Here is a 14000-nt window from a genome sequence, read left to right on the forward strand (position 1 = left end):
AACAAAATCTAAAATAAGCCCCCAAATTTAATTTATGTCCTATACTTAATACTCCATACTTCATCCTTCATCCTTCAAACTCCAAACTTCATCCTTCAAACTCAAATGAACTATCTCGCCCATTCTTTTCTCACTTTTTCCGACGAGCAGATTGTCGGGCAATTTCTGGAAGATTATATCAGAAATAAGGAGCGGTTTTCCTTTCCAGAAGAAATTCAGAAAGGGATTATTTTGCATCGTGCAATAGATACTTTCACGGATTCTCATTCTGCTATTCATGAAGCGAAGAAGATTTTCAGTCCATTGGTTCGTTTGTATTCCGGAGCTTTTGTAGATGTTGCGATGGATTATTTTTTGGCGAATGATTTGAGTTTGAATTCTCTGGAAAAATGGAAAGAGCATTCCCGAAAAGTATATCGTGTCCTGAATGAAAATGTAAAATATTTTCCCAATCATTTTCGAAAAATGTTGGAAAGAATGGAATCAGATGACTGGCTTTATAATTATCGAACAGATCGGGGAATTGAATTCAGTATGCGGAATGTTTTGTACAAAGCAAAATATTTGGAAAAAGATTTGCCGGTTTTTGATTTGTTTTTACAGAATAAACCAGATTTGCAAAAATGTTACGATGAATTTTTTCCTGAACTTTTACAATATGTTCAACAACTGAATTCTAGGATTTAATTAAAATTGTTGATAAAGATATCGATCAGGATAATTTAATCTTTCGCTTTTCCGGTCACCGTTTACAATGATATGGATAATGTTCATTTGGTCGTCGAACAAATTATAAAGAAAACTTACAGCCGTTTCCACTTTTTTTGGAGCATTGATGGTTTCAGATTCCAAAAAGATGTCTACACTTTCTTTATCTTCCTGATAGCCGATATAATTAATTTTGGAAAATTGACCATTCACTTTTAGTTTTAGATATTCGGAGGCGTAGCTTTTCAAAATTTCGTTCATTTCCTTTTCATATTTTTTGTCTTGAAAATGAAGATTTTTTCCGTATTTTTTATTCATGGCATTTTCCAGATCATCCATGAAAAAACGTCCGGTAATTTCAAAAGTTTTGGATTTTTGATTATAATTAAATTCCATTGAACCAACATGATAAGGATGTTTTACTTTGGAAAAAGAAAAAAGGATAAATAAAACTGAGAAAAAGAAAATCAGGTTTTTTTTCATTGGTTCAGAAGTTCATGTATTTTTTCGGGATTTTGCCTCATTTCAAAAAAAAGCAGAACTTTTATCAGATCCGTTTTCTCTTTCTTGAAGAACATTCTTACATGTTTTTTGCCTATTAAAGCAGAACGGATGTCTTTAGAATGCTTTTGATATTGCTTAAATTTACCTTCTTTTAATTTATTAATAATGTATTGAGTATCATCTATAAAGACACCAATTTCTTTTTCTGTCCAAGTGTAAGAAAGAAATTCAATTATATCTTCATAGCTGCTATTCGCTATTTTCGAGAATATAATTCGCATACTTTTTTTCTTGCATTGGCAAAAAACTCTTCCTCGGAAATCATATCTTCATCCTTCAGATTACCTGCATAATCTGCCAATTTATCAATCAACCATTTTGGTGTGCCATCTTCGTAGAACTCTTCATCTTCCTTTACAGAAACAGATTTTATTCCTTTTATTTTTTCCAAAAGCTGTTTGATAAAACCAAAATCTTCCGCATTTTCCAATTCTATAGTAATAATCATGACTTTGAATTTTTAACAAAGTTAAAATAAATTTTGTATTATCGCTCTTTCAAAATGCGACTAAAAACATACGATGAATGATTTTCTGTTTTACCTACAATTAGGCTGGGATCACATTATTTCTCTTGATGCTTTGGATCATCAGCTTTTCGTTCTTGCTCTTATTGCGGTGTATTCTTATAATGATTTCAAAAAAATTTTAATTCTTATTACAGCTTTTACGATTGGGCATTCCATTACGTTGGTTTTAAGTACTTTGGATATTTTTCGGATTTCTTCCAACTGGGTAGAATTTTTAATTCCATTGACTATTGTTTTCACTTCTCTTGACAATATTCTCATGAAGGACAAACCAAAAAATCTGATGAAAATGAATTATTATCTTGCTTTGGTTTTCGGTTTGATTCATGGGATGGGTTTTGCCAATACAGCAAGATTGATGTTGGCAAAAGAACAAAGCATTTTCCTTCCGCTTTTGGGTTTTAATGTTGGTCTGGAACTTGGGCAAATTGCTTTAGTAATGGCTATTTTAATAGTTCTTTTTGTTTTGCTAAATGTTTTTAAAATCAATAGAAAAGACTGGATTTTATTTGTTTCTTCGGGTGTTCTTGTATTATCCCTGAAAATGGCTTTGGAAAGAATTTTGTTCTAATTTTTTTTATTTGGGCACCTTTTCCGCCCTCCATTCCCGCTTTTTTGCTCGTCGTTCCTCCTCACAAAAAGAGCTCCATTCAGGTCGGGGTGCAAAAATCAGCCTGATTTTCCAATATCCGTAACAATTTGCTAAATTTGATGACTATTAAGTATATCAATCTAAATTTTATTGGAAATGAAACTAAAAGTTTTAGGACTTTTGCTAACCTCCGTTTTTCTGACTGCACAAAATATCCAGAACAATCCGGGAAGCAATCACGGAAATAAATTCGAGCAACTCGGAACCATTCTTCCGACACCCAATACATACAGAACAGCTTCCGGAGCTCCAGGTCAGGAATATTGGCAGCAACGTGCAGATTATGATATAGAAGCATATTTGGATGAAGAAAAAAGAAATCTGAAAGGTTCAGAAACCATCACCTATTACAATAATTCTCCGCATGATTTGGATTATCTTTGGTTGCAATTGGATGAAAATCAGCAATCTTCTGTAAAAAATGCGGATTATCCATTTTCTTCTACTGTTGTAAAAACAACAACTACCCAAAGATTAAGACCAACAGAACTTCCTGCAAAAGATAACGGATTTGGTGTAAATCTTGAAAAAGTAACCGATGCATCAGGAAATTCCCTAAAATATGTGGTTAATAAAACCATGATGCGCATAGATCTTCCAAAAATTCTGAAAAAGGGAGAAAAATTCGTTTTCAAAATTAATTGGAATTACAACATTCCGAACCGTATAGAAAAAGGAGGAAGAGGCGGTTATGAAAATTTCCCCGAAGATGGAAACGATCTTTACACAATGGCTCAATGGTATCCAAGAATGTGTGTTTACAGTGATTTTCAAGGATGGCAAAATCATCAGTTTACAGGAAGAGGAGAATTCGCCCTTACTTTCGGAAATTTTAAAGTAAAAATGAATGTTCCTGCCGATCACGTAGTTGGCGGAACCGGCGAATGTAAAAATTATGAACAGGTACTTTCTTCGGATCAGCTTGCACGTTACAAAAAGGCTCAAACTTCAAATGAACCTGTGGAAATTGTAACTTTGGACGAGGCCAAAAAAGCAGAAAAGAATCATTCAAAACAAAGAAAAACATGGGTTTTTGAAGCTAAGGATGTGAGAGATTTTGCTTGGACATCTTCCCGAAAATTTATCTGGGACGGAATGAGCGTTCTGATTCCTGAAAATAATAACAAAGTAATGGCAATGAGCTTTTATGGAAAAGAAGCGTATGGATTGTACCGTAAATTTTCTACAAAAGCGGTGGCTCATACTATCAAAACCTATTCAGAATTTACCATTCCTTATCCTTATCCAGTTGCACAATCGGTGGAAGCATCCAATGGAATGGAATATCCGATGATTTGCTTCAATTATGGAAGAACTGAAAAAGATGGAACCTATTCTGAAACTATTAAAAATGGAATGCTTGGAGTGATTATCCATGAAGTAGGACATAATTTTTTTCCAATGATCATCAATTCTGACGAAAGACAATGGAGCTGGATGGATGAAGGTTTGAATACTTTTGTAGAATATCTTACAGAAGAAAGATGGGACAATACTTTTCCTTCCAAAAGAGGACCAGCTTGGACAATCGTAGATTATATGAAACTTCCGAAAGATGATTTGGAACCAATCATGACCAACTCTGAAAATATTGAAAAATTTGGTCCAAATGCATATGCAAAACCAGCAACTGGTCTCAATATTCTCCGTGAAACGATTATGGGAAGGGAACTTTTCGACAAGGCTTTCAAAACCTATGCAAAAAGATGGGCTTTCCGTCATCCGGAACCTGCAGATTTATTCAGAACAATGGAAGATGCGAGTGGCGAAGATTTGGATTGGTTTTGGAGAGGTTGGTTTTATAGTACCGATCCTGTAGATATTTCCATTGACAAAGTTACGATTGCTACTCCTGATTTTGAAGGAACTCCAAAACCGGAAGTAACAAATTATACAGTAGATAAACCTGCATTGAATGGTTTCGACGATATTTCCAAAATCCGAAACAGAGAAGATAAAAACATTACTTTTTATGTAGATAAGGATAAAGATGTTCAGGATTTTTATTATCGTTATGATAGAGGTCAGGAAAAAGTAGATACTTCAAAGCAATATACAATTTCAACTGATACTATGGAAAAGGCGGATCAAAAAGATGTAGCAGAAGATCAGAATATGGTTGCTTATCAAATTGACTTCACCAATAAAGGAGGTTTGGTAATGCCTATCATTCTGGAATTTACTTTTGAGGATGGCTCAAAATTAAATGACAAAATCAGTGTTCAGATCTGGAGACATAATGAGCAAAAAGTTTCCAAAACATATTATTTCAATAAAAAATTGAAATCCATCCAATTGGATCCTTTGAAAGAGACTGCGGATATTGACACTTCCAATAATTATTGGACTTCGGCAGGAAGTACTGCGGAAACTTCTAAATTTCAGGTGTTTAAACAAAAACAACAAGATGCAGTGAGAGGTGCAGCAAACGGACGTGTAAATCCGATGCAGGCAGCCGGAAAGAATTAATCTTTTAAAATTTATAAATTGATCTCATAGGTTCATACCTGTGAGGTTTTTTTATTTTAAAATTCAAATAATCAGCAACTTATTTTTTTTTAGATAATTTTTTGCAACCTTTTTATTTTTTTTACTCTTATCAGTAAATAAAGTATATTAACATTAAAATTTAGTAGCATGAAAAATCTTTTATTTGTCTTAACCATATTTATAGGTTTTCTACAAATTTCTTGTAATCGAGATACAGTATCTACCGATACTCCCATTACAAAACCAGTGGATGTATATGTTGCTGGTACTAAAAATGGAAAAGCATGTTATTGGAAAAACAACAAATTAACAATGTTAGATTCTGGAGATTTTTCACTAACAAAAGCAAGTAAAATTATTGTTTCCAACGATGATGTATATATACTAGGATCAGGATCTCGTGAACAAAACCCTTATGTTTCCATTTCTTTATTTTGGAAAAATGGAGTTTTAACAGATTTAAAAAAAGTTTTAGATATAGATATTAATAATGAACTTGTCTTCGTTCATGATTTCGATGTTGTTGGGAATGATGTTTATTTTGTTGGACATACATTAAATCCAAACTCAAATAATGTTATTTTGTTTTATTGGAAAAATAATATAAAAAACTTTGTACACAATTATAGTGGTCATTCTTTTGGTGATTTTGCGATAAAAGTTTTTAATAATGATATTTATATTTTAGGAACTAATGATGATTCAGGATTAAATAATGGATATTTTAAAAATGGTGTCTTTAATGAAATTCCCAACACTAATTTACAGAATAAATTTGCCGTGAATAACAACCAATTATATGTAAGTGGACAAGAACTACAATCAAATAATGGTATATATTATAACATTACAACTGGAGTAAGAACAAATATCAGTTCCCCAAATAATGATTATGTTAGAAATCTTGTGTTCGATAATGGTAATATGTTTTACAGCAATTCTGGAAAAATATATAAAAATAGTACATTGTTTTCTGAAATTCCTATTCCTACAAATCAAAATATTAATAATTATTATGTTGAAGCTCTTAATATTATAAATAATAATATATATACTTTGGCAAATTATAATAGTACAACACTTAATTATTATGAAATATTATATATTAATGGCATTAATGCATTGCAAAGTGCTTCAGACGAAACTTTCAACTCTTTATATGTCGTCCAAAAATAATGTATGGGTAAAATCAACTGGAACGAAATCTACATAAAGGCATCCCCAAAATTATTGGGGATTTGTCGCAGATATGTAAAAGATATTTCAACTGCCGAAGATATTGTACAGGATTCTTTCATTGTAGCGATTCAGAAAGAAGATAGCTTGAAAGATTCGAATGCAATACAAGGATGGTTGAGTAGGATTGTTATCAATATGGCAATTCATCATTTAAAAAATAGTAAAAAAATAAATTTTTCAATTACTGAAAGCTATGAAATTGTTGATACAGATACGATTATGGACACATTAGAATTGGATAATAAAAGTATGATTTTAGCATCGGACATTAACCGAAATGATATACTGGAAGCAATTGATAGCTTGCCTGAACATCATAAATTGGTTTTCAATATGTATGTTATAGACCAGTTTTCGCACAGTGAAATTTCCAAAGCACTTTCAATTTCCGTGGGGACATCAAAATCTAATTTATCAAGAGCACGAAAAGCAATTCAGGAATTTTTATTCGAAAAAATAAAAGGAAAACCCGTGAATCAGAAAAAGAAATATCGTATTGCGTTTTTACTTTTTCTAGGATTTGGAGATTATTTATTTGCTAATTTTTATAAAAATCAGTTTCAGAATTTTGAGATCCACACTCAAAAACCTTTGGATTATTCTCCAAAAAATATACAAGCTCCGAATCAATTTATTGGATTGGCAAACTCATCTTCGATATTAAAAACAATATTGATTAGTAGCATTAGTGCGACAACAATATTAGGAGTTACTTTTTATACTCTTAATAGCAATCGAAAAGAAACACCTATTGAAAAGCAAAAAAATATTACAAAAAATTCAATTCAAAATAATTCAGAAATAAAAATAAGTGATGATATTGCTGAAAATCAAATTGCTTCTGTAAAGAAGTATTCTTTAGAAAAAGAAGAAAAAAATATTTCATTGAATAAAGCAAAAATAGTTTCAGTTTCGGAAAAAGAAATCACACCAAAAGATGAAACTCATGAAAAAACCAAATTATCAGCTGCAGCCGTACAAAAAGATTCGGTAAATGAACCTAATAAAGTAGTGGTGATCAAAAAACAAATCATACAAAGAGATACCGTTTATGTCACGAAATAAAAATTTCACTCTTTTTTTATTATTTTTCATGTTTGTATCGACTTTTTCACAAGTAAAAAAAGTAGACACGATTTATGTCTATGAAAAGGTAATTGTACATGATACAGTTTTCATAGAAAAACCATTGACCAAAATAGACAAAGCTGTTATTATTTCAGATGGTAATAAAAATGACAAATTAGAATTGTTGCAGAATGGAAAAAAATTACAACTTCCGATTGATAGTTTGGTAATCAATTCAAATAAAAAAAAGCAAAGCTGGTTTTTTGGTGGGAAAATGCATTTGGGTTTAGCTAATAATAGTTTATTCAAAGAATTGGATGCTCCCGCAAATATTGGTTTTGGGCTGGGATTTTTCATAAAAAAACAAATAATTTCTCCAAATTTTTGTTTGGGAATTGGTGTGGATGCATTGTATTGGACAAGTTCGTTTTCCTTCGATGCGACTAAAAATGACAGCAAGCTGAATGGATATTATTTTACGACGAATAATGAACCAAAACTTTTTCAATCAATAGGGAGTAAGCATTTTCAGGTGCAAATTCCATTTCAATTGTATTACAAGATAAAAAAAATTACCCCTTCAATAGGAATATTTGCAGGCATTAGTAACTATAAAGCGAATTTCTTGGGTTCATCCGGAAATTCACCCTTAGCTTTTGACAGTACACAAACCTTTAAAGCTGAAGCACTACAAATAGGCTATTTAGTTGAAGTGCAATATGAGATCACTGAACATATTTCGGGAGGTTTAAATTTTAGTTCAGGGAAAGCAAATCATCTTGTTTTCGTAAATAAAAGTAACAGCGACCAAACCTTTAAGACACAAAATGAGTTTACAGAAAGTAAAGTTTTATTGCAGTTTATTTATACTTTATAACTCATAAAAGTATTCCAATTTTTTTGATTTTTTTTCTGACAAAATTTCACACCCGAAATAAAAAATCTGCCAAATTTTAGCATTTGGCTTTGTTTATCTTTATTGGCATATTCTTGGAGAAAATACGAGCAGAATAACATTAAAAATTCAAAATAATTATGTCAGTAAATTTCAAACCATTAGCAGACAGAGTTTTGGTAGAACCAGCTCCTGCGGAAACAAAAACAGCATCAGGGATTATTATCCCGGACACTGCAAAAGAAAAACCACAAGAAGGTACGGTAGTAGCAGTAGGTCCCGGTAAAAAAGATGAACCTACAACTGTGAAAGTGGGAGATAAAGTTCTTTACGGAAAATATTCAGGAACTGAACTAAAATTTGAAGGCAAAGATTATTTAATCGTAAGAGAGGGAGATCTTTTAGGAATTATTGGATAACATTGGTAAAAAGTAGGATGTACAAAGTACAAAGTATTTTTTTTTAATTAAACATTATAATCATTCGTACATTATACGTTTTACGTTGTACAAAAATTTAAAAAATTATGGCAAAAGAAATAAAATTCGATATTGAATCAAGAGACGCTTTAAAAAGAGGTGTTGATGCATTAGCAAATGCAGTAAAGGTTACTTTAGGACCTAAAGGAAGAAACGTGGTAATCGAAAAATCTTTCGGTGCTCCTCACGTTACCAAAGACGGAGTTTCTGTAGCAAAAGAAATTGAGCTAGAAGATAAAGTAGAAAACATGGGAGCTCAAATGGTAAAAGAAGTGGCTTCTAAAACCAATGATATTGCAGGAGACGGAACTACAACTGCTACTGTTTTAGCACAGGCAATTGTAAGAGAAGGTCTTAAAAATGTAGCTGCAGGTGCAAATCCAATGGATTTAAAAAGAGGTATCGATAAAGCAGTAACTGCTGTTGTAGCTGATCTTAAATCTCAGTCTCAGGAAGTGGGAGATTCTTCAGAAAAAATCAAGCAAGTAGCTTCTATCTCTGCAAACAATGATGATACAATCGGATCACTAATCGCTGAAGCTTTTGGAAAAGTTGGTAAAGAAGGAGTAATCACAGTAGAAGAAGCTAAAGGTACTGATACAACAGTAGATGTTGTAGAAGGAATGCAGTTCGACAGAGGCTACCAATCACCATATTTTGTGACTAATCCTGAAAAAATGTTAGCTGAGCTTGAAAATCCATACATTCTTTTAGTGGAGAAAAAAATCTCTTCTATGAAAGAATTGCTTCCGGTTCTTGAACCGATCGCACAAGGTGGAAAATCATTACTAATTATTTCCGAAGAAGTGGAAGGTGAAGCTTTGGCAACTTTAGTAGTAAACAAATTAAGAGGTTCTCTTAAAATTGCTGCGGTAAAAGCTCCAGGATTTGGAGACAGAAGAAAAGCAATGTTGGAAGATATCGCAATTTTAACAGGTGGACAGGTAATTTCTGAAGAACAAGGTTTCACTATGGAAAACATTTCTTTGGATATGTTGGGAACTGCTGAAAAAGTATCTATCGATAAAGATAATACAACGATCGTAAACGGTGGTGGTGAAGAAAGCAAAATCAAAGGAAGAGTAGCTCAGATCAAAGCTCAAATGGAAACTTCTACTTCTGATTATGATAAAGAAAAACTTCAGGAAAGATTGGCTAAATTAGCAGGTGGTGTTGCCGTTCTTTATGTAGGTGCAGCTTCTGAAGTGGAAATGAAAGAGAAAAAAGACAGAGTAGATGATGCATTACACGCAACAAGAGCCGCTGTGGAAGAAGGTATCGTTGCAGGAGGTGGTGTTGCTTTGGTAAGAGCGATCCATTCATTAGATAACCTTTCTGGAGCCAATGCTGATGAAACTACAGGTATTAAAATCGTAAAAAGAGCAATTGAAGAACCATTAAGACAGATTGTTGCCAATGCAGGTGGTGAAGGTTCTGTAATCGTTGCTAAAGTGGCAGAAGGTAACGGAGATTTCGGATACAATGCTAAAACTGACGAGTATGTTCACATGCTTGAAGCAGGAATTATTGACCCAACGAAAGTAACAAGAGTTGCCCTTGAAAATGCAGCTTCTGTTTCTGGAATGCTTTTAACTACTGAATGTGTAATCACCGAAGTGAAAAAAGACGAACCAGCCATGCCAATGGGTGGTGGAATGCCGGGAATGATGTAGTCTTAACTACTATAAATTAAATTAAACCGTTCTATTTTTATAGAGCGGTTTTTTATAAATAATATAAAGGACTTTTTATTTTAGCTTTAGAAATATCTGTAATATGGGTATAAATTTGGGTAGTTTTGATAGAATTGTGTCCCAAAAGTTCCTGTAGAAATCTAATATCTGCACCACTTTCTATGAGATGTGTAGCATAGCTATGCCGCAAACCATGAATACCAATATTTTTGTTAATATTAGCATTTCTCAGTGCATTTTTAAAAGCCTGCTGTACACTTCTCACCGAATAGGCACCACCATATTGCCCTTCAAAAAGATATTCTTTGGGTTTATATATTTTATAATAACTTCTTAAAAGAAGCAAAACAGACTCCGGCAAATTGGTATACCTATCTTTTTTGCCTTTTGCGCCAGCTATTAATACCAGCATATCTTCCGAATTTATATGTTCTATTTTCAGGTTTACAATTTCCGAAACCCGTAAACCCATTCCGTAGGAAAGCTGTAGCATCAAAAGATGCTTAGGATTTTGCGTCTTTTTAAAAATTTTCTTTATTTCAGATTTTGTAAGTACTTTAGGAAGGAGTTTCGGAGTTTTGGGACGAGGAATATCAAAAAACATTTTTTCTCTATGCAAAACTTTTTCGAAATAAAACTTTATTGCATTTATACGGCTATTAAGATGATTTTCCTTAATCTTTTCTTTTTTTACACAATACAGAAAATAGTCTTTTAGTCTATCTTGAGTGAGTTCAATTACAGGATAGTGCTTAATTGTTTTAAGCAGGTGTGCAAATTCTGTAGCATAAGTTCTAATGGTATTTTTGCTGTATGCTTTTAGCGTAAGTTGATCGATAAACTGGGCAAAAGCGCTCTGATTGATGGGAGCAATATCATGTAAAAGATCTTCACCTATTTCTCGGGGATTAATTTGCAAAGCAGTACGTACAGAGGGCAAATCTGGCAAATACCAGGCTTTGTTAGAATTGCTCCATTTTGCAGAAGGAAAACGATCCCGAAGCTGCCTAATAAGGCGATAATCTTTTTGAAACCTAATCCAAATTACTTTTTTGGAATTATGCACTCCGAAATTGAATTGATATAAGCTAAGATTCATTAAAATACTTTTATATAAAACTTCGCATTTTGTATAGATTAAAAAATATATTGTATCAAATTATCTTCATACTCTATATAAAATACGAAACCAAATATAGTGAAAAAATACTTGCTATTAGATAATTTGAATATATAAATCTAAAAAAATGTGATTCTCAAAAACTTTCGTATATTTGTATGTTATAGGCAACTCTAAAAGACAAACACGACACAGAAAAAATGGGAGCTTGGGGAACAGCAATATCATCTAACGACACTTATGCTGACATTTACGATGAGTTTTTCGATTTGTATAATGACGGACTTGACGTGGCAGAAATTTCAAAAAAGTTAATTGCTGACAATCAAGAAACTATTAACGATACGGACGACTGTAATAACTTTTGGTTTGCATTGGCAAAAGCACAATGGGAATGTAAACAACTCGACAAAGACATTTTCGACCGAGTAAAAATGGTAGTTGAAACAGGTGCAGACCTTGAAGTGTGGCGACAACTTGACGCTGACGAGAAGGACATAAAAAAACGTAAAGTAGTTCTTGACAAATTTCTTTCTGACTTACAATCGGAAAGACCAAAAGCAAAGTCAAGAAAAAAGAAAATAATACGCCAACCAGTCTTTGAAAAAGGAGACTGCGTAACTTTTAAACTAGAAAATGGGAACTATGGTGGAGCAATTGTTTTAGAAGCTATAAAAGACACAGAATTAGGACTAAATTTAATTGCTTTAACTAGGTTAAATAGTAAAGCGAAACCAACATTAAAAGATTTTGAGAATTCTGAAATATTGACAAAATCATTTGCAAACTTGAAAAATGAAATTGAAATAGGTTGGTGTTATGCTATTGGCTTAAAAACAGACAAAACTGAATATGAAGTTTTAGGTAATATCAAAGTTGTCATTAATTACCCATTGAATGTTGGTTCTGGGTACTATTTCAACGGAACTATTGACAAAATGAAAGAGTATGCACAAAATCAATTTGAGTATGAAATAGCTAATCCAAAGCCACAGAAAAAACTGATGGTAAAAGAATTAATAAAAAAGAAAGGTTGGAAGTTTTGGTAAAAAGAGCTGCCTATAACACGGGTTTGGCAAAAGTGGCGGTTCAGTGCTCCGCAGACACATTTGTGGTTAATCAGAGTTTGGTTCTCCGCATCAACATTTGTGGTAAAAATCGCCACCTTCGCCAAGCCCGAAAACGTTGGGCGTAATATTAACCAACCACAATCGACAGACAGAACCGAAGAATGACAACAACTTTAATTATTGTATTTATTGTAAGTTTTTTAGCATTTTCAATCAGTGCAATTTGTGGTGGCGGTGCAGGATTAATGCTTATTCCAATTCTTGGACAACTTTTGCCTGTAAGCCAAGTTCCTGCCGCATTATCTATCGGAACATTTACCAGTTCGGCTTCAAGACTTATCGTTTTTAGACAAAAAATTTGTTGGCATATCGTAAAATATTTTGTTCCATTTGCTTTGCCTGCTGTTTGGTTAGGTGCTTGGTTGTTGAAATATGTAAACCCAGTTTATTTAGAAATTGCAATGGGACTTTTCCTTATCAGCAATTTGGCATTTCTATTCAAAAAACCAAAAGAACTGAATGAGACTGAAAAGCCTACAAATTTTGTTTTAGGACTTATCGGATTTTCGGCAGGTTTTTTATCGGGCTTGACAGGTGCTGTTGGACTACTTTTTAACCGTTTTTATTTACGTTACGGACTAACCAAAGAAGAAATTGTAGCCACAAGAGCAGCCAACGAAATTATTTTACATTTAGTAAAAATCGTACTTTATTTTTTGTTTGGACTTATCACAATGAAAGTAGTTTTGGTAGGAATAGTTGTTGCCGTTTCTGCCATACTTTCTACTTGGGCAATGAAATGGATTTTACCTAAATTGAGCGAAACAGTGTTTAAAAAAGTAGGCTATTTTGCAATGGTTTTATCGGGGTTTGTAATACTTTCACAATCAGGAACAGGTTTATTGACAGCCAGCAATGGCAATATTGACACCGACTTAAAAAGCAAAGGTTTAGAAAGTAAATTGAAATGGCAAAACGCCAATTATGCTCTTGAATTTACTTACGATGAAGGCTTTGAATTTGAACAAGTAATTCCGATAACGGAACTCACAACTGACCAACAAAAAATGGTAGAAAGCAAAAAACAAAATGCCGACAAAATTGTGATTGAAGCCGTTCACGAAATTGGAAAAAAATCATACGAAGCATATTATTTTAACAACAACAAACTAATAGACAAAATTGACTTTGAGTAAAAAATACTACGCCCAACAGCGGTTTTGCAAAAGTGGGGCATTAGTACTATTTTTGAACATTGGGAATTCTATTGAACATTTGTGCTATTTTGAACATTTGTTCTTCGATTTCCCCACCTTCGCAAAGCCGCAAAACGATGTGGCGAAACTCCGCTCCGCTACGTCTCGCCACATCGGCTCGGCGGATTACATCCGCAAGACGTGCTCCGCAAAGCTTCGCACATCTTGCGGATTGGCAAAATCCCCTCACGGAAGCAGAGCTTCCAGAGGGAACTTCGCCAATCCGCCGAGCCGTT

Annotated in this window: 15 protein-coding genes; 10 read left to right on the forward strand and 5 right to left on the reverse strand. The window is 33.2% G+C overall.

What is annotated here, in order from left to right; genetic code table 11:
- The first annotated feature begins 105 nt into the window (after positions 1–105).
- A complete protein-coding gene (locus AC2A1C_RS14890) occupies positions 106–687 on the forward strand; it encodes an acyl carrier protein phosphodiesterase (protein ID WP_484026681.1) in 582 nt (193 codons plus the stop codon).
- On the opposite strand, the gene AC2A1C_RS14895 is transcribed toward AC2A1C_RS14890, so the two are convergent.
- The 3 genes from AC2A1C_RS14895 to AC2A1C_RS14905 are packed head-to-tail and all read right to left on the reverse strand — an operon-like array spanning position 688 to position 1720.
- Positions 688–1191, reverse strand: coding sequence for a DUF6702 family protein (locus AC2A1C_RS14895; protein ID WP_484026683.1), 504 nt, complete (start codon positions 1189–1191; stop codon positions 688–690).
- Positions 1188–1493: a hypothetical protein gene (locus AC2A1C_RS14900; protein WP_484026684.1), complete on the reverse strand. Its 306-nt coding sequence runs from the start codon at positions 1491–1493 to the stop codon at positions 1188–1190. The genes AC2A1C_RS14895 and AC2A1C_RS14900 overlap by 4 nt, the downstream gene beginning before the upstream one ends.
- Positions 1469–1720, reverse strand: a complete 252-nt coding sequence (locus tag AC2A1C_RS14905) for a hypothetical protein (protein WP_484026686.1) — start codon at positions 1718–1720, stop codon at positions 1469–1471. Before AC2A1C_RS14905 ends, AC2A1C_RS14900 begins: the two co-directional genes overlap by 25 nt.
- A gap of 73 nt (positions 1721–1793) precedes the next feature.
- Here AC2A1C_RS14905 and AC2A1C_RS14910 point away from each other — a divergent pair, with 73 nt between their 5' ends.
- From AC2A1C_RS14910 to groL, 7 genes are all read left to right on the forward strand, one after another.
- Positions 1794–2372, forward strand: a complete 579-nt coding sequence (locus AC2A1C_RS14910; RefSeq protein WP_484026687.1) for a HupE/UreJ family protein — start codon at positions 1794–1796, stop codon at positions 2370–2372.
- Positions 2373–2549: 177 nt separating this feature from the next.
- Complete coding sequence (locus AC2A1C_RS14915; protein ID WP_484026689.1) at positions 2550–4922, forward strand: M1 family metallopeptidase; 2373 nt, start codon at positions 2550–2552, stop codon at positions 4920–4922.
- A gap of 168 nt (positions 4923–5090) precedes the next feature.
- Positions 5091–6119, forward strand: a complete 1029-nt coding sequence (locus tag AC2A1C_RS14920; protein WP_484026690.1) for a hypothetical protein — start codon at positions 5091–5093, stop codon at positions 6117–6119.
- 3 nt (positions 6120–6122) lie between these two features.
- Positions 6123–7247, forward strand: coding sequence for an RNA polymerase sigma factor (locus AC2A1C_RS14925; protein WP_484026691.1), 1125 nt, complete (start codon positions 6123–6125; stop codon positions 7245–7247).
- Entirely contained in the window at positions 7234–8127 is an 894-nt protein-coding gene (locus AC2A1C_RS14930) for a hypothetical protein (protein ID WP_484026692.1), read from the forward strand. The genes AC2A1C_RS14925 and AC2A1C_RS14930 overlap by 14 nt, the downstream gene beginning before the upstream one ends.
- Positions 8128–8285: 158 nt before the next feature.
- The gene (locus AC2A1C_RS14935; RefSeq protein ID WP_484026694.1) at positions 8286–8564 is read left to right on the forward strand and encodes a co-chaperone GroES; all 279 of its coding nucleotides are present in this window, start codon (positions 8286–8288) and stop codon (positions 8562–8564) included.
- Between the two features lie 107 nt (positions 8565–8671).
- Positions 8672–10297, forward strand: a complete 1626-nt coding sequence (gene groL / locus AC2A1C_RS14940; protein WP_484026695.1) for a chaperonin GroEL — start codon at positions 8672–8674, stop codon at positions 10295–10297.
- 52 nt (positions 10298–10349) lie between these two features.
- Here groL and AC2A1C_RS14945 read toward each other — a convergent pair whose 3' ends face one another.
- Positions 10350–11417, reverse strand: a complete 1068-nt coding sequence (locus AC2A1C_RS14945) for a tyrosine-type recombinase/integrase (protein ID WP_484026697.1) — start codon at positions 11415–11417, stop codon at positions 10350–10352.
- Positions 11418–11638: 221 nt separating this feature from the next.
- Between AC2A1C_RS14945 and AC2A1C_RS14950 the strand changes: the two genes are divergently transcribed.
- Both AC2A1C_RS14950 and AC2A1C_RS14955 read left to right on the forward strand, forming a co-directional pair.
- Complete coding sequence (locus tag AC2A1C_RS14950; protein WP_484026698.1) at positions 11639–12487, forward strand: hypothetical protein; 849 nt, start codon at positions 11639–11641, stop codon at positions 12485–12487.
- Positions 12488–12669: 182 nt separating this feature from the next.
- The gene (locus AC2A1C_RS14955; protein ID WP_484026699.1) at positions 12670–13704 is read left to right on the forward strand and encodes a sulfite exporter TauE/SafE family protein; all 1035 of its coding nucleotides are present in this window, start codon (positions 12670–12672) and stop codon (positions 13702–13704) included.
- 46 nt (positions 13705–13750) lie between these two features.
- Here the strand turns inward: AC2A1C_RS14955 and AC2A1C_RS14960 are convergent, their stop codons facing one another.
- Positions 13751–13954, reverse strand: coding sequence for a hypothetical protein (locus AC2A1C_RS14960; RefSeq protein WP_484026700.1), 204 nt, complete (start codon positions 13952–13954; stop codon positions 13751–13753).
- Positions 13955–14000 lie beyond the last annotated feature (46 nt).

This window comes from Chryseobacterium sp. HNCC26DJ241 (assembly GCF_057180505.1).